Consider the following 20,336-nt stretch of genomic DNA (forward strand, 5'->3'; position numbering starts at 1 on the left):
ATGGCTCTCCTAACGAGAGGCAGCTCTGAGTGTTTGCTCCGCGCTGCCTTCAACATAATGTTCTCTATTTACGCGCAAATAAAGCACTTGTTCTTCCTTGGCAAATACAACTTCAAGAATGCCTGGAGCACTTAGTAGTTGATTTATCACTTCTTCTTTTTTCTCAAGCCAGTCACAGGCGAGGATTAAAGTTGCTACATAAACGTTCGGCTGCATCGAATAGGCGATAACGAACCACAGCGCGGCCAATAGGGCATTCACCATGAAGATACCCTGACTGCCATTCCACTGGTATAAAAGACCTGCAAGCGCACCCCCAATGAAAATACCTAAAAACTGGCTGGTTGAATAAATCCCCATGGCCGTTCCTTTACTATTGGGTTGGGCCTGCTTCGAGACTAATGAAGGAAGGGCTGCTTCGAGGATATTAAAAGCAATAAAAAAGGCAAGCATGAGCAGGCAAAGGCTTAACCAATTTTGATGGCTATAGGCTAAGAGCAGTTGTGCCAGAGTGATGACTACAATCGAACTCAAGAAAATACGTTTCATGAGCTTTTTCTTTTCCGCAATAATGATAAAAGGCACCATTAATAAGAAGGCCCCTAACATGAGTGGCAAATAAAAATGCCATTGTTGTGCTAAGTGTCCTTGTTCTACCTGTGTTCTTAAGATAAACGGAATGGCAAAAAACGTGGAGGTAAGAATAAAGTGCTGGCAGAAAATACCTACATCAAGACGCAGCAGATGTTTATTGCGAACCACGTGTTTGAATAAAGCCGGATTAGCTTCACTGTCAGCATGAAAGCGTTCTTTTTGGGGTTGGGGGATGACCCAATGCAGTAAGAGTAAGCCTAATAGGGCTAATCCTGCGGTTAGATAAAAAATACCAGCTAAGCCATAACGATGCGATAAGGCAGGGCTGATTACCATGGCTAAACTAAAGGAGGTACCAATGGTCATGCCGATCACGGCCATCGCTTTGGTACGTTGTCCATCAGGTGTTAAATCGGCAAGGAGGGCAATCAAAACACTACCAATTGCTCCGGTGCCTTGGATGGTTCTAGCGATAATCATGCCATAGATGGAGTCGGTTATGGCTCCCAGGATGCTACCGAGGGCAAATAAAATCAGGCCGATAGTAATAATTGGTTTGCGACCAATTTTGTCTGAAAAAAAGCCAAAAGGCATCTGTAAAATCCCTTGTCCCAGACCATAGATTCCTAACGCAAGACCAATTAACGCCGGAGTTGCTCCCTGCAAATTTTCAGCATAAATGCTAAATACAGGGATCAGTAAAAATAAACCCAGCATACGGAATGAAAAAATGGCGGCGATAGGAAATACAGTTTTAGACCAGGGGTATGTCATCAATAATTATTAGGGTTGGCATGTGGTGTGGGGATAGTACAAAGTTAGACATCCAGAAACAAGATCTTTGAAAATTTAATACAGTAAAGATTGCATTCCGGCTGAATAAAAATGACAATGCACCATTTTAGTCAGAGGGTTGTTCCATGAGTTTAAATTTTGCAGGAAAAGTTGGGTTAATTACTGGTGGCGCACGAGGTATCGGTAAGGCTACTGCATTAAAGTTGGCTCAAGCTGGATGCGATATTGCTGTCGTTTACTACAATAGCTCCGATGAAGCTCAGGCTCTAGTCCAAGAGATTCAGGCAATGGGTCGGAAAGCCGTTGCATTACAGGCAAATGTGGCAGACCATCAATCAGTCAAGGAAATGTTTGCCCAATTCCGTGAGCATTTTGATCACCTTAATTTCTTGGTGAGTAATGCGGCAAGTGGCGTTTTAAAGCCGGCGTTGAAAATGTCAACTAAACACTGGCGCTGGTGCTTAGAAACGAATGCATTGGCATTAAATCATCTTGCCTCTGAAGGCCGCGCCTTGATGCCACGAGGTAGTCGGGTTATTGCTTTATCGAGTTTAGGCGCCCATCGTGCTATTCCTAATTATGCCTTTATTGGCGCATCTAAAGCCGCTCTAGAAGCTTTGGTTCGTTCATTAAGTCTGGAATTAGCTGTTGATGGGGTTACCGTGAATACGGTTTCCGCTGGGGTAGTTGATACCGATGCATTAAAGCACTTCCCAAACCGGGAGCAATTATTAGATGAGTATCAAGCGCATGCTCTGAGTGATAGACCATTAACGCCACAAGATGTTGCTAATGCGGTTTATTTGTTGTGCTTGCCCGAAGCCGATATGATTAATGGGCATACTTTGTTTGTGGATGCTGGTTATAGCCAAGTCGGGTAGTTTTGTAAGAACACTGCGTGTGGTTTTTTCATTATCTTCTGATAGTTAATTCTTCTTCTCTTGACGTCGTGCGGACATGCCGCATGGCGTCAGCGTCTCTCCTTACGCCAGTTATTATTGTCTTTTTTTAACCAATTTATGTTAATTTTATGTCTTTAAAAAAATCTATGATATACTTTGCGGCTTTGTGAACCAGCCTGAATCTCTGAGGAAAAAATATGAATGTAGCTGACGTTTATCCTAAGGTTAGAGAAATCGTTGCCGATGTACTTGTAATTGATGAAGACGAAGTCTCTCAAAACAGTCGCTTAATTGCTGACTTAGGTGCTGAATCAATTGATTTTCTTGATTTAGTTTTCCAATTGGAAAAAGAATTCAAAATTAAAATTCCACGTGGTCAATTAGAAAAGAATGCGCGTGGCGATTTAGCCGAAGATGAATTTGAAAAAGGTGGCGTGTTAACAGCACAAGGCCTGATTGCCTTGCAAAATTATTTGAGTGAAGTTCCTGCGGATCAATTCAAATCAAGCATGAAAGTTAACGAAATCCCAACTTTATTTACGGTTGAAACTTTTTGTAAATTAGTGGTTTCTGCAATGAATGAACAACAAGTTACTGCGTGATCAGCGATGAGATTTTTGTTTGTTGATCGCATTGTGCACTCATCTCCCGGAGAATTAATCCGGGGGATTAAGCACATAACACGTGATGATACCTTCCTGACCACTGATGAGCAGGGGCGTCTTTGTTTTATCCCTTCTTTAATCGGTGAAACTCTAGGACAATTGGCTGCTTGGAATGTGATGCATCATAATGGTTTTTCCCAACGCCCAGTTGCCGGTATTGTTGCCAGTGCCCAGTTACATAGACCCGCTTATGTTGGTGAGACTTTATTACTCGAGTCGTTTATCGACCAAGTCGATGATCGCGCGGTGCAGTATCATAGTATTGCCCGAGTAGGAAGCGAGCTGGTTTTTTGCGTTGAAGGTGCCTTAGGCCCCTTATTACCCATGACTGATTTTATTAGCATGGAAGAAGTGAAACAACAATACGCTGAAATTGATAATCCAGGCGATTGGGCTGCACTTAGCGCAGATAGCGTCCCCTTATTAGATGAGCAACAAATTGCTCATAATGATGCTACGCGCACGGTTTCAATGACTTTTGACCGTATCACCTCCAGTGAATCTGGGGTTAGTTTGACCGCCATAAAGCGAATCACTCGTGCCGCACCTTATCTGCCGGACCACTTCCCCAAGAATCCTGTTTTACCAATGACGGTGTTATTGGAGTGTAAGTTGAATCTAGCTCGTGAATTTGTTGCGCGTGCAGCATTTGCAGAAGCTTATTGCGTCAGTGAGCTGCGCAAGATAAAAATGAATGAATTTGTCCATCCTGGAGATGTGATTGAGTGTTATGTAACCGTAAAACGGCACACGGAAAATGAGTTAATCTTGGCTTTTCGCAGCGAAGTTGCTGGAAAGCGGGTTTGTGTTGTGGATGTGGTGCTTATTCCTCGAGGTAAATAACGTGAAAAACAGACGAGTTGCAATTACAGGCTTAGGGGCGGTGTCTCCTATTGGTCTTGATGTTGAATCTACCTGGTCCAATTTATTGGCTGGGAAATCGGGAATCGCTGAGATTAAACAATTTGATGCCAGCGCATTTCCCACACATATTGCGGCAGAAGTAAAGAATTTCCAGCCTAATCCGGCATTAGCCAACAAGCATTCTCGTTTTGCCATGTCCTTTACCCAATATGCTTTAGAAGCTGCACGCCAGGCATTTGATGATGCGGGTATTTTGCCTACCGAGGAAACTGCATCGCAATGGGGCGTGGTCACCGGTAGCGGAATGATGACTTCGGAGTTTGATTATTTGCATCGCTTTCAGAAGGTCTGCGCTCAAGATGGTGAGGTTAACTGGAGCCAATTACAAGAAAAGTCGCGCGAGTTTTATCAACTGGCAGACTTTGGTAAAACCACCACGAATTCTGGGTTATCTCTATTAATTCAACAATTTGGTATGCGTGGTTATGCCTCTTCGGTACATACTGCTTGTGCTTCGGGTGGTCAGGCTTTAGGGCTTGCCATGCAAGTGATTCGTCGTGGTGAAGCTGATTTTATGCTGGCTGGTGGTTTTGATTCAATGATAAACCCCATTGGTCTTTCCAGCTTTTGTTTATTAGGCGCATTATCTACCTATAATGAGACTCCCGAAACGGCCAGCCGTCCTTTTGATGGCACTCGCAATGGTTTTGTTTTGGGTGAAGGCGCTGCCTTTTTGATTCTTGAAGACTGGGATAAAGCAAAGGCGCGCGGTGCGCGTATTTATGCCGAGTTGGCCGGCGAAGGTAACTCGCTTAGTTCTTATCGTATTACTGATTCGCATCCTAATGGGGATGGCGCGATTCAAGCCATGCAGCGTGCATTAAATGATGCGGGAGTACAGGCATCGGATGTGGATTACATCAATGCGCACGGTACTTCAACTAAGATGAATGACTTAAGTGAAACCAACGCGATTAAAGCGGTATTTGGTGAGCGTGCAACCCATTTGCCGGTGAGCTCAACCAAAGGACAAACCGGACATTTGATTGCTGCAGCAGGAGCGCTGGAAGCCGTCTTATCGGTTAAATCCATTGAGCAAGGTCAAATTCCCAAAACTGCAAATTTAACGACGCCAGATCCGGAGTGTAATTTGGATTATGTTGTTGATGGCCCCCGTGAAAAATCTTTAGGTGTAGTTTTATCTGATTCATTTGGTTTTGGTGGCTCGAATAGCTGCTTGTTATTTAAGCATCCTGAATTTGAAGGAGCAGGGCGATGAGTCAAAACAATAGAGTATTTATTACCGGCCGTAGTGCTTTAACTGCCTCAGGAAACACTGCTGATGCAACCTGGGAGTCTATTTCTACAGGGAAGAGTGGAATTGATGAAATTCGCGACTGGGATTTATCGCAATGGGCAGCTCGTCTTGGCGGGGAGCTTAAAGATTTTCAACCGGCAAAAATGTTACCGGATAGAAAGCTCATTAAAGTTATTTCACGTCAGGATGTGATTGGTATCAATGCTGCAGTTCAGGCGGTTGAGCACAGCCAAATGATTCCTTATCGTGATGGCTTAGAAAGCGCTGATGATTTCAATGAGCAAACCGCGATTTTTGTTGGCTCGCCTGGCAATAAGTATTTCCAACAATATGATTTTTTACCCTTGCTTGCTAAATCGCAAGGTGAGATGCAACCCTTTGCACAACAATTATTTGATGAAGTGCACCCTATGTGGTTATTGCGTATTCTCCCGAATAACGTCTTAGCATATACCGGTATTACTTATGGATTTAAAGGTCCTAATCATAATGTGACCAACCATGCGGTAGGCGGAACTCAAGCATTGATCGAGGCCTATCATGCAATTGTTAGCGGACAGGTTGACCGTGCAGTGGTTGTTGCCTATGACGTGGCAACTGAACCGCAATCTTTATACTATTACAATCAATTAGGAGTCTTAAGTGAGCGCCACTTAAAACCTTTTGATGCCGAACATGATGGTACCATCATGGCTGAGGGGGCGGCGGCAATCGTCTTGGAGAGCGAGGCGAGTGTACGTGCGCGTTCAGCACGCTGTTATGGTGAAGTGATGGGTGGCTTATCAGCTACAGAAGCAACTGGCTTATTTTCTATTGAGAATGACGGCCAGCAATTAGCCGCCCTGATGCAACGTACTTTAGATTCTACCGCAATTCATCCCCAAGATATTGGCATGATTGTGGCACATGGTAATGGTAATGTGAAATCAGATGACAGTGAAGCTCAGGCAATAAAAGGCGTTTTTGCTGAACATCAAACACCAGTCACCTCCTTTAAATGGTCTATGGGGCATACTATTTGTGCGTCAGGACTAATTGATGCGGTTATGGCAACATATGCTTTGGAAAATCAATGTATTCCTGGGATTGCTAATTTGCAGCAAACCGCAAATAGCTGTGAGGGATTATCCATTAATGCAGAGCATCGCTCTTTAGGTAAGGCGAATCATGCTTTAGTAGTTAATCGCGGATTTGCCAGTATGAACACGTGTTTGGTGATTAAAGCCTGTGAATGATTTAGAGCAACAAATTAGCGCATTACCCACCAGCTTTTGGGGGCGAGCCATTTTTAGGTTTGCTCCTTATAAGCGGCAGGTCATCATGGCGAATATCGATCGCGTTTATGGTGAGCGCTTAAGTTTGTCGCTAAAAAACCATTTAGTGAAATCTTATTATTCACATTTGCTTAAATCATTTAAAGAAGCGTTACAACTACGTTTTATGAGCGACGAGCAACTCCGCCAGCTTGTTGAAGTGCGTGGTCATGAGCACATGTTGTCGGTAGTTGCTCAACAAAAGGGAGTGCTGACCCTCACTGGACATTTTGGTAACTGGGAAGTTGCGCCAATAGGTGGGGTGCTCAACTTTAAAGAGTTTCAAGGTCAGTTTCATTTTATCCGCCGTACCTTATCGATTAAGCTTATTGAGCGTAGCTTATTTAAGCAGTATTACCAGGCTGGCTTAAATGTAATCCCTAAGAAAAATTCGCTTGATAAAGTATGTGCGGCTTTAGAGCAAAATCATGCGGTAATTTTTGTTTTAGATCAGCATGCTTCTTTAGTTAACCGCGATGGAATTGCCGTAGAGTTTTTTGGTGAAAAAGCAGGAACCTATCGCAGTTTAGCCACGTTGTCGCGTTATACAGGGGTTCCCGTAATTCCTGCCGCCGGATATCGCCTGCCTAATGGCAAGCATGTTTTAGAGTTTTTTGAGGCGATTCCCTGGAAGGATTATGGTTCTACCGCCGAATCACTTTATCATAATACCCTTGCTTATAATCAAGCTTTAGAGCGTATTATTCTCGCTCATCCCGAGCAATGGAATTGGATGCATAAGCGCTGGAAGCTTAAAAAACATCAATTAGCAGCTGCCAATAACCAGCCTGCTTCTTAGACAAAAAGTATTTAGAACCTGAACTCATACCCTTCATGGCTAACTAAGCTTAACTATTGCGTTTTTTTTTCAAACAGCTATCCTGAAAAAAGGAGTATTTATGTGAATCTGCTATAAGGCTCACATCGCGATATAGGCCAACGGGAGAGTTGCATGCCTGGAAAATTAGACTTGTTTAAAGCAGCTTTAGGGAATGAGGCTTATTTAGCTGAAATTAACAATAACTCAAGTTCGCGACTCAAATTCATCTCCTCCCTTGAAGAACATCAATTTACGCCGCAAGAACTAATTGAATTAATCGATATCATGCATGAACCCAAAGTGCGGACCTTGTTAATTGTGCGTCTCTTAGGGCACAGTGAGTATTTAATTAATTTAAAGGGTGAATCCGTATTAAATCGCATTGCATTTAAAGAATCCCGTACCGAGCCATCGCGCCTGAATGCCTGGATTCATCAACTTGATGTAACGATCCTTTCAACGGAACTCATTAACAAATTAGATCCAGAAGCCGCTGTAAGTTTACTTTGCTCCATTCCGCATTTTCATCAATTAAACACGGCACAAGTACAAGCCTTATTGTATAAGTATTTGCATCGTGAATTAATTTTCTATTGGGTACGACACTATGCTTTTTTACCCAATGCACATTATGTATTGGCTCATTTAATGAAGCTTATCTATTCAGAAATTATTGATGCGATAAAAGACCAAGAGCACAGTAAACAAGTATTATTGACCTCTGCGATCATCGAGCACTTGCCTTTGTTCCATCCACTGCCGAAAAAATTGCTCTTGCTGATAAATCAAGAATCGCATTTAATTTTAGCGATGAAACTGTACCTGAATGGGCATTATTACGAAGCATACACTGCATTTATTAAACAATTGACCAGCAGTTTGCTGCATGCCAAACATGTCTTTTCTGCCGAAGCAATTGAATTATTATTGGCTTTAGAAAGTGTTTCTGAGCTTAAAGACATTCAAGTTAAGACTCGCGAACTTACCAGTAATTATTTTTGTGGTTACTTAAAAGCTAATGCCTTAGCTGGCAGTGTCTATCCCCTATATCATAATGGACGTCTAAATATCCAAAAAATAGTACAGCCTATCGTTCTTGATAATAGCCCGAATCCATCGCAACTGCAGAATGATGAAATGGAGGCTACAATAAGCGAGTTCCTTGGCCAATACCAAAGCATTAACTTTTTCGAATATTTCCTAATCCATTACCGTGGTGATATAAAACCTATTCAGCACCTAATTAATGATTATCTTGGTCACTCCCTGGGGCATGCTAAGAATAACCAAATAATTTCGCGGTTAATTTTCTTACTGGATAGTGCTCAATTAGATGCTCGCTTGAAAGACGCCCTATTTTCTGCCGTAATACAACAGCAAGCTTCTTATAATGAACGCATTATTCACGCGTTGTTTACCTATGATGCAAGGGCAACCATACGCCATTTTGGTTTCATGGGGGGGGAAAGCAACTATCAAATGATTGTTCATCTTTGCTCATGGGCACTAAATGAATTGTCCATGCTAGAGCCTGAGATGATGCAAATGGTGCAACAGGCACGTGCTGAAGCTGAATTTGAGCTGCAGCTTTGTAAGAGCGAGGGGCTGTTTTCTGGTTTAATTAAATACCTAAAACGATGTTGGTTTTATGGGTGGACCGGTTTTTTTACCGCCAATAATCCGATGTACGTTATGCCCGAATCAATGACTCGGCCTATCGCGATAATAGAGACATCCATAGTAGATGAACCAACGTTGCCCATAGAGAAAGACATCCAAGGGCTCTTAAGGGAAATGGAGCCGCCTGCAATATTAACTCAGGGACAATTTGAAGCGCTCGGCCGAGCTTTAACACGCTATAAATTTACTGATTCGCCAAGTGACGAGTTTGAAACTCGCACCAAGATACAGGCCTTATTCAATTATGTTGTGCACCACAATGAAAATCAGCTTCGATTATATGCTTGGTTAAAATGCAATCAAGGTCCATTTATGGAGAATCATTTTCGCCTGTTAGCTTTATCATGCCAACGGCACCCTTTGAGTGAAACCACCTTATTAATAAAGCAAATAAACGATGGTCCTGATAAATTGATACGAACTGCAGCGGAGTTTAATACACCATTGCCCCAGCTAAACGAGCACATGTTGGCGGTAACCAGCGCGGGTACGGAGGTGGGCCAGGTGATGATGGTAACCAAAGAAGCTCTTGCTGTTTATTCGGAACACGTGGTTAAAACTGCCCAATCTACCTGGGGGTGGATGGTAAATAGTTTTAACGATGGTTTTTTTACCAAAGACGAGGCGAAAAAAGAGGCGCAAAATGGAGTATCTTCGCAGCCCACAACGACAGTGCAGCTTTAGCTGCATTCTCTCGATGAGCTGATGCTACCCGTCGTTGTAAGCTTTAGAGGATTAGTCTTTGGGGGCTATATGATTATCAGCCACGGCGGTGCTTGAATTATCAGTATCCACTTGGAGGTTGGAAAAAAAGCTGACTTGCCGCAATGAACTATTTACTTCCGTCAATTTCTTGATGGAATCATTTTTTACGCTTGCTTGGCCAAAGCTGATAATAAATAGTAAGGCGGATGCGATTTTTCCTAAAATACCGCGAGTATTTCCTAATTCACCTTGCCGTGCATCCTGTAATATACAGTGCATTTACCTACAAATACGCTAGGAGGATAGCCATCTGCTATGCATTTATTTTTCTCCTCAACCAATTGCTCATGTAAAATATGCGCCGCATCAGCAGCAGGTATTTCTTTTCTTTGTCTGCCAATGCTTTGAATGCACGATCAACGAGTAAAATATATGAAGTAGATGGTTAGAGTCTAGGATTGGAGGTCATATTTTGCATCAGTTTCTGTCGTTGCTATCCAAGGGAAAGAAGTACTCCCTCATAAACGAAGGCTGCCGGGCCTGTTAGGGTGATGGGTTTCTCAAAGGCGGGCCAGTCAATAACCAAATCGCCACCAGGTAAGGATACGGTTATTTGTGGTTCGAGTTGATGATATAAACGGCCAGCTGCTGCTGCGGCCACAGCACCACTGCCACAAGCAAGTGTTTCACCACAACCGCGTTCATAGACCCTTAATTTGATTTGGCGTGGATTAATAATTTGCATAAAACCAACATTTACTTGCTCAGGAAAGCGAGGATGATGGCTAATTTGCTGACCTAGCGTATGGACTGGAGCCATTTCGGTATCATGAACTAATAAAACAGCATGAGGATTGCCCACGCTCAGCGCATGAACAATTGCCGTCTCTCCTTCCTCTAAGTTTATGGTGTACGCCTCCGCTTGGTGCTCGGCGATTAAAGGGATATCTTTGGGGGCAAGACGTGGAACTCCCATATCAACACTAATGCTATTATCATTATTGATATGTAATTGCATTTGGGTGGTGGAGGTGGCAACCGTTAAACTATTTTTTGGTGTTAAACCGTAATATTTCGCAAAGGCTGCAAGACAACGTGCTCCATTACCGCATTGACCAACTTCGTGGCCGTCAGCATTAAAAATACGATATTTAAAATCAACATTTGCTTGATCGCTGGGTTCAATGAGTAAGAGCTGATCAAAACCAATGCCGGTATTACGCTGTGCGATTAGGCTTATCTGCTCGGGGCTAAGATCAATCTTTTGATTAATACCATCAATGACGATGAAGTCATTGCCGAGTCCATGCATTTTAGTAAATTTTATACTCATATCATTTATTTAGAATTAGGAGTTGCTTTTTTTACTGTTTCAGGTTGAGGTAAATAGAGAGAGCCTTTTTGACCACAGCCAGAGAGAGTCAATATTGCCAAGAAGGCAACTAAGAGTAAACTAATATATTTCATGCAATCGCCCGTAAATCTTATTTGTTTGACCCCTCAGCTCAGAATGCAATGCAGCCTCTTTCTGAGCTGAGTTGTCGCAGCTAATTAGTATTATTATTATTGTGCTGCTTGCATTGGAAGAATAGCATAACGTCTCATGATGTTTTCCGCTTTCAAGCCATAAGCACCTTGAGCACCAGGAACACCTACAGTAGTTAATGAACCGTTACCTGCATCAAATACTGGAGCTGCGGCAGCACCAACGCCCCATGCAGTAGCACTAGCTGTTACAGCTGACGCTGGAGTTCCATTACCATTAACAACTAGTGCCATATTTGGATAAGCTGTTGTGGGTGCTGTAAACGTAACCGCAGTTGCAGTTACTGCAGGAACAGTTGTAGAGGTTACACTGTCATATATAATGGTTGAAACAGAGCCAACAGTTGCCTTAAGTGGAGTAACTGCAACGCTAGTGATGTCAGTACATGAAGTAGTACTGTGAGTAGCAGAGGCATTCCATTTAACAGTAACAGTGCCGTTATAAGCAACACTTGCAGTGGTTGAGCAAGGGCCAGAACTATCAGATACTACTACAGAAAAGCTAGAAGCAGATGCCCCAGTATTGGTAGTGCTTACGTTACCTAAGCTGTTAACAACGACTAATTGTCCTGAACTAGGCGCAGCAGCTGCAGCAAATACAACGCCAGAGGTTAATGCAACAGCAAGAGTAGTGCGTAAAAATGTACGTTTAGTTGCTTCCATATTTAATACCATCCTTCTTTATACTTTTTTTATTATTAATACAAACAATCAATCTAAATAGCTATCCGTGGAACACACTGCAGCCCACTCGAACTAAAGTCTAGCACTACATTTTTGATTCTGCAGTAAATTTTTTTATTTATATTTAGAGGCGGCTGCCTTGACATGCCTGATAAATGAGGGCTGTGTTTTAAAAGGGGGCGGCTTTTCTGATATGCAGGCATTGCCCCCTACAGAAGAGTTCTTTTGTTCTATAGAACGGGTACTCGTACCTCTGCGCTTACTTCCGGTTCGGTCGGGCTTGCTTTATTCGATGGACGAACTTTTAACAATTCATTAACAACAGCATTGCCCTGAGGGGCCCAGAAGTAAGGTGAGTTACCCGTATATTTTGCATACACCATCAAGCACAATAACCCAGGAAAAACTGCTGTCGCCAAAATAGCTCCCGCAATCACGGTATATTTCACATAGCGTATCCATTCTTTATCGCGATGTTGGTTAAGCGCGTCGGTAGCGGTATGTAATTTATTATAAAAGTCACCGACTCGCTTAGAGGGCGTGGGTTCCTTAACCTTATTATCTAGGCTTTGCAGTAATTCCTTCAGATGGTCTATTTTTTCTGCTCTGCTGCCTTTTTCATTGCTGCTTGAGTTTTTTAGTTTCTGCAAGTATTCTTCCGTCATCGGTCTTAACTTTTGGCTAATGAGTAAAAGACATTTTGCCTCTTCCTCGCTATTTAAAGCGTCCTGAAAATCTTGCTTTTCTTTTATCTCTTTCTGTAATTGTCTTTCTACGTTTGCATTGGTCTCGGTTTGTATATTTAATTGATGTTCTACATCGAGCTTTTCTCTTTGTAATTGCTCCTTCGTGTCATGAAGCTGTCTATTCGCATTTTCCAAGGCTACTTGTCTTTCTTTCGTGCGATCGGCGATACCGTAGTGCTCAATAGCGTAATCTTCCGCTAATTCAGCAAAAGACCCCATTGCCGCAATCGGAGGAAGTTCATCCACGGCATGGCCGCAATAGAATTTTTGCGCTGCCTTTATAACTAGAGCCTGTGAGCTTTCACGAAGTTTAAGTACATAGGCACCAAAGTCTTTGGTTTTTTCAGGAACGAGATTGCTTAAAGCACTTAAATCATTCATAAAGACGTGCATTTGCTCATGGAGCATTGCAAAAGCTTCCATACTCTCGGTATATTGCTCGACAAAGTTTTTAGCAAGTTCTTCAATTATATTGATTTCTTGGCTATCGAACTCAGCGGAAGCAAATTGTGACCGATGTAGTTTAAAGTTTGCCTCGATTCCGATAATTAATTCTGCATAGCCGTTGATGCGCAGTTGTTCAAAAAGGTGGGAGATTTTAAGGATGGGTGGATGATCGGCTAATTCTAAGTAGGCAGGCGATTTCATGATTTCTGTAATCATGTCATTTATTGACGCGCTGCTGTTTGGGGCAGCAAATTGAGTGCCCAGATCATTGAAAAAGCGTTGCAACCCTACATCTGTAGACCGATTAATGCGCGTATAGTTTTTGCTTAATATTTGATATTGATCTTCTAATGTTTCCCCAATTCCAGATACGGCGAGACTTTTTAGTTCACCAACAAAGTCCTGTGCAGTGGGGTCTTCCAGTGCTGCTAATTCTTTAAATTTTTCGATTAAGTTAATAATGGCATTAAAAAGTTGTTGTTTTTCTACTTTTTTCTCTACGGAACTCCAATCAATAGTTAAATACTGCGTACTGACTAATTGAATGACGTTACGAAAAGTTTTGCTCACTACTTCACGTGTTGCTGGGTCGCGCAGGTTTGCGCGTTTTTCAGATACGGCAACATAACTGCTATGGAGATCCTCGATCCTCTCTTCTTTTACATCATGTTCAGCAAGGGGACGAATATTTTGTTCTAAAACAGAATTCACGGCATTAACAATGTCTGCCAGATTCTCAGGGGGATGCTCTAATTGGAACAGGCTGAAAAAGTATTCTTGGATTAGCCTGGCTTGTTCATCATTAATAAAGCCCGCTCTCATGGGAAGCGCATCGTTAAGAAGTCCATAAGTATGACTTGTTTTATCGGCGTCGCCTTTGCGCAGAATTCGACGCTGAGGGGTTACTCCCATCATGGTATAACAGGTAGTATTAAAAGCCTCGTATGCTTTTTTGTTTTTCGTGATTTTGTTATACAGTTCACGATAGATTGCGGGGAAATCCAGTTTAGCCGCATCAATTTTTTTATCTTTGGGGGATGACGGGCTTACCGGCTCCTGCGGTTCAACGAGCGCTGCAACTAATTCGAGTTCGCTCTGCTCAGCGACCGGCTTAAGATGGACGACTTGCCCTAGTGCGGCAAAAGCATCGGCGGCCTTAACTTCTTGCTTTTCATCCTTAACCATGAAGGCATATTTTCGTCCTAAAGCAGAATGCCTCTGAAAAAGCTCTTGGCTTAGATCGTTAAAGAGGGTCCCATGTTGGCTTAAGAAGTCCAATAATTTATAAATTAATAATTTCTGCACATGCGTTGCTTTTACCGAGGCGTCGGTCTCGACCACTTTTTGCTGTGAGCCATTATTTCCAGCGGAGCCTGTACCATGATGTCCCGGCATAGTATGACACACAAATTTTTGCTCTGGTGATTCGGGTTGCACCCATGCAGGTGTAAATCCTAAGGAAGAATGCTCATTTTCGTAATAGAGAATCTGTACGTTTTGGGCAATCGCGGGCATGGTAAAGTAACGATCGTCATACCAGGTGATAGGAAAGCAATCCCCGGGAACAGGGTCAATACCAAAAAAGTTAATCGAGGTATTAGGTATATTCTGTTTCAGCGACTCAAACCAGCTTGCTTGCGCCTCTTGGGGAATGTCTTTTAATTGTGCTTTTAAATGTTCGATAATATCGGGAGTGTTATTAACCGGTTTTTGGGCCTTACGTCGTTCAGTTTGTTGCCGGAGGAGCTCGGCAATGACTTCATCCATTGAGCTATATGCTGAAATCATATTTTGTATGGCTTGGATTTCATGAGTAATCAGTATGGATTCAACAGCCCCTCGACTGTGGGCAATGATATTAATAGGCTGTTGTCCACGGGCAACCGCAAATAATATTTCCGCAACACCAAAACCAATCTTTTCGCCAACGTTCGTACCGGTCGTTGTCGGGCCATTAATTACCGTGACTTCATCTGTTTTATAGGGGATTGGGCCTTTATTTATCGCAGTTTTATTGGCAACCTGAACTTGCATGCTCACCAAACTTAGTGATTCTCCCTTTGGATAATCACTAACGATCTCTCCTTTTTTTAAAACATGGTCTTTTTTGATTTTCTTCGTGGTGGGAGATAACGTGGTATCTGTACCCAACATAGTAAGGAGAAATGGTTTTGTTTTGTCGTTTGGAGGCATTTTGGCATCTATTAAAACACAGTAGGCTATTGTAACACAGCGCTGTTAATAAAATAAACAAATTTGAGCGTATTTTGTTTCTATTTAAGACGCTTTGAGCACTAATAAATTTTTATCGAAAAAGGCGACTCCTGTAAATATTGCCTTGGGATAACTTGCACTGTGCTAAGGCATTGGCGATAATTTGCCTTTTGCATGAAGGGGAACATTTTGCGTGTTTATATGAAAGAGCCCCAAGCTCCAGCACAAGCATGTGTTATTTGGATGCATGGCTTGGGTGCTGATGCTTCTGATATGGTGGGTTTGGCTGATCAATTGGTAGCTGGGGATGTGGCGTTACGCCATGTGTTTATTAATGCGCCAGTGCGGCCAGTGACGCTCAACAACGGCATGGTAATGCCTGCGTGGTATGACATCCTGGGAATGGAGTTAGTTGATCGACAAGACAAGGAAGGTATTGAGCAGTCAGAATCCTTAATTCGCGAAGTGATGGATGCGCAAGTGCGTGAAGGTTTTGCCTTGGAGCAACTGTTTTTAGCGGGATTTTCCCAAGGTGGGGCCATGGCTTTGCATACGGCACTGCATACTCCAGGCCGTTTGGGGGGAGTTATTGCTCTATCTGCATACTTGCCTTTAGCCGATCATAATAGGCCAAAGCTGGATAAGCATACGCCGATTTTTCTGGGGTCAGGGCAATTTGATCCTTTAGTATTACCGAAGTGGGTTGAGATGAGTAAAGATTGGCTATTAAATAATGGTTATACCTATGTTGCGGATCACAAGTATCCTATGGAGCATTCTGTGTGTATGGATGAAATTAGAGATATAAGCCTTTGGTTATGCCAGCACGCCCCTGGGAGTATTTTATGACAATAGTAAAAAAATCAAGAACGGTAGGTTATTCCTGCGAACAAATGTTTCGTTTAGTAAATGAAGTAGAACATTATGCTCAATTTCTCCCCTACTGCACAGAAAGTGTGGTGCATCATCGGGATGAGGACGAAGTTCAGGCCACCCTGGTGATTGGTGCGGCGGGGATGAGTAAATCGTTTACGACTCGTAATCGCTTACAAATTAATAAGATGATTGAGATTCGTTTAGTTGATGGCCCCTTTAGTCACTTGGAAGGATTTTGGCGTTTTGACGAGGTGGAAGAGGGCTGTAAGGTTTCTTTTGATTTAGAGTTTGAATTTGCTGGGCGCATGTTTTCTATGCTATTAGGGCCTGTTTTTGAACAAGTAACAGATAAAATGGTTGATTCATTTTGTGAACGAGCAAGGGCAATTTATGGTGAAGGTTGAGCTCGTTTATATTGATAGAGAACAGCAAGCCGTGCATCAGCGATTGGAATTGCCTCAAGGCGCAACTGTTGCCGATGCGTTGCAGGTATCTGGAATACATCATTCTCACCCTGAAACTAAAGACATGCCTGTAGGGATTTATGCGAAACAGGTGGCTTTGGAGACGGTGCTTAAAGAGGGCGATCGCGTTGAAATTTATCGCCCTTTATCTTTAGACCCTAAAGAGAATCGTCGCCAAAAGGCTCGAGGGAAGAAGTAAACAAAAAATTGGCGGAACGCAGGTTCGAGCTCATGGCCCGAACCTATGCGCCTTAAAGTGATTAGAGGCGCTCAATCCGTTTTAAGGTTCCATGAGAGAAATATAAACTTACGGTTTTCATCGTAATATTCCCATGACCACGGCGCCAAGTGTAGGCATAATCCCAGCGGTCATTGTTAAATGTAGGACTTAATAAACTGGTCCCCATCAAGATGGCAACATCATTCTTGCTCATGCCCACTTTTAAGCGTTTTAGCTTGGATTCGGGTAATAAGTTTCCTTGCTGAGCGACTCGACGTGCAAAGTCAAAAGAGGTGCATTGAGTTAGAGTTAAGGTACATAAAATACCAAGGAGTAAAGCTATTATTCTCATTTTTTTGCCTACCGTGAAAAATTTCGCCATAATAGCACGTCATTTACTGAAAGACACCTGCAAGGTATAGAGAACTTCGTGATCTTTAGAGAAAATAGTCGAACCAGGAGCATCGATGGATGAAAGTAAACAATTAAAAAATGCCGGATTGAAAATCACCTTACCACGTTTAAAAGTATTGCAGATTTTAGAGCAGTCTAGTAATCATCATTTAAGTGCGGAAGGGGTTTATAAGGCCTTATTAGAAACCGGTGAAGACGTCGGCCTGGCGACGGTATATCGTGTACTCACCCAATTTGAAAATGCCGGTCTGGTCACGCGCCATAATTTTGAAGGAGGGCATTCTGTCTTTGAATTAAGCCAGGGAGAGCACCATGATCATTTAGTTTGTGTGAAATGTGGTTTTGTCGAAGAATTTGTTGATGAATTGATCGAGCAACGACAAAAAGAGATTGCTCTGCGTGCGAATTTTAAGATGACTGACCATGAATTAAATATTTATGGGATTTGCCGGCGTTGTCATTAAGGCACTAAGGGTATTTATCACTTATCAATAGCCCATTGTCTAATGAGACTGCTTTACTTAATAATGCTCACGAAGTTACCGCGGCGTGACCGCGGATAATCCGAGTTCGAGTGAGACATAAGCCTAATTCGGCTAGCGCGAACCGTGGTAATTCCTGCCATTAGCTCACCTAGGAGTCATGGAGAATAGAGCTCGCTCCATGGTTTATTTTTAGCCTACAACGTCTTGTCGTTTATCCAGCAAGAAATAAGTTTTTATCGGTCCAAAACCTTTAACCGTAATCGTATCATAAGGCTCCACAATGAATTCTTCTTCTAACATAAAGGCCATTTTTTCCGAGATATGAATTTTATTAGGCAGGGCGCTTTTTTCTAAACGACTGGCCAAATTGACCACATTACCCCAGACATCGTATAAAAATTTTTTATGGCCAATTACACCAGCAATTACCGTTCCATAAGTCATGCCAATGCGAAATTGCAGATTCATTTGCTGAGCTGCGTTAAAGGCGTGCATGCGCTCTAAAACGGCCAGAGCATAATTTGCCATATTTATGGCATGTTGTGTGGTCTGTACAGGCACCCCGGCAACGGCCATATAGTTGTCCCCGATCGTTTTCACTTTTTCTACATGGTATTTCTCGGTAATGCTATCGAGCTCGGCAAACAATTTATTTAAAACGGTAACCGTTTTTTTAGGTCCTAATTGGTCGGTTAGCTCACTGAAATTGATGATGTCTGCAAACATGACACTTGCTTGAGGATACTCATCGGCAATGTTTTGCTCCCCTAACTTAAGGCGAGATGCGATGGACTCGGGTAAGATATTGAGTAGCAATAAGTCATTTTCTTCATTCGCTTTGGATAAAGACCTTAAGGTTTGCACTATAGAAAATATCATGATGATGGTGGAGAGAAATGCAAGCCCCAAGGCAATGGAAAGAGTATGTTGTATTTGTGCTTCAATACTGAGGATGGTGCGTTGCACTCGCGAGTTGACTTCTACAAAAAACTCTCGGAGAGGTTGCATTACTTCTGTTTTGATAAGCATGTACTCATCATTAAATAGCAATTTTTGCGCCAGCTCTGAATCAGGTTTTCCTTGGATGGTGTAATGTCCGGAGTGGTCTTGAAATTTTCCATCCACGGCATTCATTGCTTTTAATTCTATTTGGGTTAATGCATTACTTTTATTTTCAGCTTTCGTCAGCAGTGCAAACTCTTTTAAAGTGAAATGATGCTCTAACATCATTTGCCCCAATGATTTAGGTGTTTGATAATCTTTCGGGCTTTTGTTGGTGATGATTAAATCCCAATATGGTTTGTCATAATTCAGTGGGCGGGGGGCCACGCCATTACGTATTGCTAGAACTTGATCATAATAGTTTCGATACTTTTTATTGCTAGTAGCCACATACAGACGAGCCATGGTGGTCAAGTCTTCCGAGCTTTGGCGTAATTCATCAGCGATTGAATTGGCTTTATGGCGGTCTAACTCGGTGAACATTTCCTGAGCAGAGTAGCGTTTTAGCTCAAATAAACAATAGATGAGGGTAATTAGCGTAATTGCCAAAAAGAAAAAAAAGCAGTTAATCAGTCGGGTATTTTTCAAATTTAATTTCATGCACAGGAACCTTTGTAAACACTTGTTCTTATTTAAAAAGATAGACTATTTTGGGTGAATCGGGTTATTTTTAATAACTAATTTTAAATGCTATTCTTTAAGAGTAAGTATTTGTATTTTTTCATTTAGGACAGGCAGTATTTATTAGGATTATTTAATGAAATTATTATTTTTAGGCACCGCAAGTGGATTGGGTAGCGATCCCTTAAATTATCAATCCAATATGCTGCTTCTTACTGATAATGGCAAAAAGTTGTTAATCGATTGCGGAACCGATATACGTTTTTCATTAACTAAAGCCAATTATACGGCCGAAGATATTGATGCAGTTTATATTAGCCACTTGCATGCGGATCATGTTGGCGGCATGGAATGGTTTGCCCTACAACGGAAGTTTGTTTCGCACAAAGGAAAGCCGACGCTGATTGTTCATGAATACTTGGCGGATATGCTTTGGGACCATTCCCTTAGTGGTGGCTTAAAAACACTGGATGAGGTTGATGCAACATTGAATGATTTTTTTGCGGTACAACCGGTGGCGAATGGGCAATGCTTTGAATGGGAAGGTTTACGCATCAATTTAATTAAAACCGTCCATGTACATTCCAATGGTTGTTTAATGCCATGTTATGGTTTGGATATCACCCATCAAGGAAAGAAATTTTTTATCACCGCTGACACGCAATTTACTCCCGACCAATTTAAACCATACTATGAAGACGCCACCATTGTGTTTCATGATTGTGAAACCTTGCGGGTACCCAGTGGCGTGCATGCGCATTTTGAGCAGTTAATCACTTTAGCTCCCGAAATCAGGGCGAAGATGTGGCTTTATCATTATAATGATGGGGTTTTACCCGATATAAGCGCCCATGGATTTCGAGGTTTTGTTCGTTGTGGACAAATTATAGACCTAAGTTAGTAATGCCTTGATTCTTCAAGTCAAAATGCGAACAAAACCTTATTTAACCTATATTTTGTTG

The 20,336-nt window shown here is 42.2% G+C and carries 20 protein-coding genes; 12 read left to right on the top strand and 8 right to left on the bottom strand.

All coding sequences use genetic code 11. The features are described 5' to 3' along the window. Positions 1-9: 9 nt before the first annotated feature. On the bottom strand, positions 10-1,368 hold the full coding sequence (locus ACD661_RS09780; RefSeq protein ID WP_400187673.1) for an MFS transporter: 1,359 nt from the start codon (positions 1,366-1,368) through the stop codon (positions 10-12). A gap of 146 nt (positions 1,369-1,514) precedes the next feature. Between ACD661_RS09780 and fabL the strand changes: the two genes are divergently transcribed. The 7 genes from fabL (at position 1,515) to ACD661_RS09815 (ending at position 9,635) form a co-directional block, all read left to right on the top strand. After that, the gene (fabL, locus tag ACD661_RS09785) at positions 1,515-2,270 is read left to right on the top strand and encodes an enoyl-[acyl-carrier-protein] reductase FabL (protein WP_400187674.1); all 756 of its coding nucleotides are present in this window, start codon (positions 1,515-1,517) and stop codon (positions 2,268-2,270) included. Positions 2,271-2,488: 218 nt separating this feature from the next. Beyond that, complete coding sequence (locus ACD661_RS09790) at positions 2,489-2,893, top strand: acyl carrier protein (protein ID WP_400187675.1); 405 nt, start codon at positions 2,489-2,491, stop codon at positions 2,891-2,893. A gap of 6 nt (positions 2,894-2,899) precedes the next feature. Then, positions 2,900-3,799 (top strand): ApeI family dehydratase, encoded by a 900-nt coding sequence (locus ACD661_RS09795; RefSeq protein ID WP_400187676.1) that lies wholly within the window; start codon positions 2,900-2,902, stop codon positions 3,797-3,799. Then, a complete protein-coding gene (locus ACD661_RS09800; RefSeq protein ID WP_400187898.1) occupies positions 3,771-5,099 on the top strand; it encodes a beta-ketoacyl-[acyl-carrier-protein] synthase family protein in 1,329 nt (442 codons plus the stop codon). The genes ACD661_RS09795 and ACD661_RS09800 overlap by 29 nt, the downstream gene beginning before the upstream one ends. Further along, positions 5,096-6,373: a beta-ketoacyl-[acyl-carrier-protein] synthase family protein gene (locus ACD661_RS09805; protein WP_400187677.1), complete on the top strand. Its 1,278-nt coding sequence runs from the start codon at positions 5,096-5,098 to the stop codon at positions 6,371-6,373. The genes ACD661_RS09800 and ACD661_RS09805 overlap by 4 nt, the downstream gene beginning before the upstream one ends. Beyond that, a complete protein-coding gene (locus tag ACD661_RS09810; protein ID WP_400187678.1) occupies positions 6,366-7,250 on the top strand; it encodes a lysophospholipid acyltransferase family protein in 885 nt (294 codons plus the stop codon). Before ACD661_RS09805 ends, ACD661_RS09810 begins: the two co-directional genes overlap by 8 nt. Before the next feature lie 153 nt (positions 7,251-7,403). Then, on the top strand, positions 7,404-9,635 hold the full coding sequence (locus ACD661_RS09815) for a hypothetical protein (protein WP_400187679.1): 2,232 nt from the start codon (positions 7,404-7,406) through the stop codon (positions 9,633-9,635). A 51-nt stretch (positions 9,636-9,686) separates the two neighbouring features. Here the strand turns inward: ACD661_RS09815 and ACD661_RS09820 are convergent, their stop codons facing one another. The 5 genes from ACD661_RS09820 to ACD661_RS09840 all read right to left on the bottom strand — a co-directional run bounded on the left by ACD661_RS09820 (position 9,687) and on the right by ACD661_RS09840 (position 15,271). After that, the gene (locus tag ACD661_RS09820) at positions 9,687-9,935 is read right to left on the bottom strand and encodes a hypothetical protein (RefSeq protein ID WP_400187680.1); all 249 of its coding nucleotides are present in this window, start codon (positions 9,933-9,935) and stop codon (positions 9,687-9,689) included. A 214-nt stretch (positions 9,936-10,149) separates the two neighbouring features. Next, positions 10,150-10,989 carry a diaminopimelate epimerase gene (gene dapF / locus ACD661_RS09825; RefSeq protein WP_400187681.1) on the bottom strand — a complete coding sequence of 280 codons (840 nt, stop codon included), beginning with the start codon at positions 10,987-10,989 and terminating at the stop codon, positions 10,150-10,152. 5 nt (positions 10,990-10,994) lie between these two features. Continuing rightward, on the bottom strand, positions 10,995-11,123 hold the full coding sequence (gene lptM, locus ACD661_RS09830; protein ID WP_400187682.1) for an LPS translocon maturation chaperone LptM: 129 nt from the start codon (positions 11,121-11,123) through the stop codon (positions 10,995-10,997). Between the two features lie 96 nt (positions 11,124-11,219). After that, complete coding sequence (locus ACD661_RS09835; RefSeq protein ID WP_400187683.1) at positions 11,220-11,864, bottom strand: hypothetical protein; 645 nt, start codon at positions 11,862-11,864, stop codon at positions 11,220-11,222. A 251-nt stretch (positions 11,865-12,115) separates the two neighbouring features. Continuing rightward, on the bottom strand, positions 12,116-15,271 hold the full coding sequence (locus tag ACD661_RS09840) for a hypothetical protein (RefSeq protein WP_400187684.1): 3,156 nt from the start codon (positions 15,269-15,271) through the stop codon (positions 12,116-12,118). Positions 15,272-15,493: 222 nt separating this feature from the next. On the opposite strand from ACD661_RS09840, the gene ACD661_RS09845 reads away from it, so the two are divergent. Genes ACD661_RS09845 through ACD661_RS09855 form a run of 3 tightly spaced genes read left to right on the top strand, consistent with a single transcriptional unit; the run spans position 15,494 to position 16,831 of the window. Continuing rightward, positions 15,494-16,141 (top strand): alpha/beta hydrolase, encoded by a 648-nt coding sequence (locus ACD661_RS09845; protein ID WP_400187899.1) that lies wholly within the window; start codon positions 15,494-15,496, stop codon positions 16,139-16,141. Beyond that, positions 16,138-16,572 carry a type II toxin-antitoxin system RatA family toxin gene (locus ACD661_RS09850; RefSeq protein ID WP_400187685.1) on the top strand — a complete coding sequence of 145 codons (435 nt, stop codon included), beginning with the start codon at positions 16,138-16,140 and terminating at the stop codon, positions 16,570-16,572. Before ACD661_RS09845 ends, ACD661_RS09850 begins: the two co-directional genes overlap by 4 nt. Continuing rightward, positions 16,559-16,831, top strand: a complete 273-nt coding sequence (locus tag ACD661_RS09855) for an RnfH family protein (RefSeq protein WP_400187686.1) — start codon at positions 16,559-16,561, stop codon at positions 16,829-16,831. Before ACD661_RS09850 ends, ACD661_RS09855 begins: the two co-directional genes overlap by 14 nt. 61 nt (positions 16,832-16,892) lie before the next feature. On the opposite strand, the gene ACD661_RS09860 is transcribed toward ACD661_RS09855, so the two are convergent. Next, positions 16,893-17,234: an outer membrane protein assembly factor BamE gene (locus ACD661_RS09860; RefSeq protein WP_400187687.1), complete on the bottom strand. Its 342-nt coding sequence runs from the start codon at positions 17,232-17,234 to the stop codon at positions 16,893-16,895. 85 nt (positions 17,235-17,319) lie between these two features. On the opposite strand from ACD661_RS09860, the gene fur reads away from it, so the two are divergent. After that, the gene (gene fur, locus ACD661_RS09865; protein WP_400187688.1) at positions 17,320-17,730 is read left to right on the top strand and encodes a ferric iron uptake transcriptional regulator; all 411 of its coding nucleotides are present in this window, start codon (positions 17,320-17,322) and stop codon (positions 17,728-17,730) included. 210 nt (positions 17,731-17,940) lie between these two features. Here fur and ACD661_RS09870 read toward each other — a convergent pair whose 3' ends face one another. Further along, positions 17,941-19,353, bottom strand: a complete 1,413-nt coding sequence (locus ACD661_RS09870) for an adenylate/guanylate cyclase domain-containing protein (protein ID WP_400187689.1) — start codon at positions 19,351-19,353, stop codon at positions 17,941-17,943. Between the two features lie 157 nt (positions 19,354-19,510). Here ACD661_RS09870 and ACD661_RS09875 point away from each other — a divergent pair, with 157 nt between their 5' ends. After that, positions 19,511-20,275 carry an MBL fold metallo-hydrolase gene (locus ACD661_RS09875; RefSeq protein ID WP_400187690.1) on the top strand — a complete coding sequence of 255 codons (765 nt, stop codon included), beginning with the start codon at positions 19,511-19,513 and terminating at the stop codon, positions 20,273-20,275. Positions 20,276-20,336 lie beyond the last annotated feature (61 nt).

It is taken from the genome of Legionella lytica (genome assembly GCF_044626755.1).
GTDB classification, from domain to species: Bacteria; Pseudomonadota; Gammaproteobacteria; order Legionellales; family Legionellaceae; genus Legionella; species Legionella lytica_A.

Coding starts and splice junctions, on each gene's coding strand:
- ACD661_RS09795 (WP_400187676.1), top strand. CDS start 2,900: ATGAGATTTTTGTTTGTTGATCGCATTGTGCACTCATCTCCCGGAGAA.
- ACD661_RS09780 (WP_400187673.1), bottom strand. CDS start 1,368: ATGACATACCCCTGGTCTAAAACTGTATTTCCTATCGCCGCCATTTTT.
- ACD661_RS09815 (WP_400187679.1), top strand. CDS start 7,404: ATGCCTGGAAAATTAGACTTGTTTAAAGCAGCTTTAGGGAATGAGGCT.
- ACD661_RS09835 (WP_400187683.1), bottom strand. CDS start 11,864: ATGGAAGCAACTAAACGTACATTTTTACGCACTACTCTTGCTGTTGCA.
- lptM (WP_400187682.1), bottom strand. CDS start 11,123: ATGAAATATATTAGTTTACTCTTAGTTGCCTTCTTGGCAATATTGACT.
- ACD661_RS09870 (WP_400187689.1), bottom strand. CDS start 19,353: ATGAAATTAAATTTGAAAAATACCCGACTGATTAACTGCTTTTTTTTC.
- ACD661_RS09850 (WP_400187685.1), top strand. CDS start 16,138: ATGACAATAGTAAAAAAATCAAGAACGGTAGGTTATTCCTGCGAACAA.
- fabL (WP_400187674.1), top strand. CDS start 1,515: ATGAGTTTAAATTTTGCAGGAAAAGTTGGGTTAATTACTGGTGGCGCA.
- ACD661_RS09875 (WP_400187690.1), top strand. CDS start 19,511: ATGAAATTATTATTTTTAGGCACCGCAAGTGGATTGGGTAGCGATCCC.
- ACD661_RS09820 (WP_400187680.1), bottom strand. CDS start 9,935: ATGCACTGTATATTACAGGATGCACGGCAAGGTGAATTAGGAAATACT.
- ACD661_RS09855 (WP_400187686.1), top strand. CDS start 16,559: ATGGTGAAGGTTGAGCTCGTTTATATTGATAGAGAACAGCAAGCCGTG.
- ACD661_RS09845 (WP_400187899.1), top strand. CDS start 15,494: ATGAAAGAGCCCCAAGCTCCAGCACAAGCATGTGTTATTTGGATGCAT.
- ACD661_RS09800 (WP_400187898.1), top strand. CDS start 3,771: ATGTGGTGCTTATTCCTCGAGGTAAATAACGTGAAAAACAGACGAGTT.
- fur (WP_400187688.1), top strand. CDS start 17,320: ATGGATGAAAGTAAACAATTAAAAAATGCCGGATTGAAAATCACCTTA.
- ACD661_RS09840 (WP_400187684.1), bottom strand. CDS start 15,271: ATGCCTCCAAACGACAAAACAAAACCATTTCTCCTTACTATGTTGGGT.
- dapF (WP_400187681.1), bottom strand. CDS start 10,989: ATGAGTATAAAATTTACTAAAATGCATGGACTCGGCAATGACTTCATC.
- ACD661_RS09790 (WP_400187675.1), top strand. CDS start 2,489: ATGAATGTAGCTGACGTTTATCCTAAGGTTAGAGAAATCGTTGCCGAT.
- ACD661_RS09805 (WP_400187677.1), top strand. CDS start 5,096: ATGAGTCAAAACAATAGAGTATTTATTACCGGCCGTAGTGCTTTAACT.
- ACD661_RS09860 (WP_400187687.1), bottom strand. CDS start 17,234: ATGGCGAAATTTTTCACGGTAGGCAAAAAAATGAGAATAATAGCTTTA.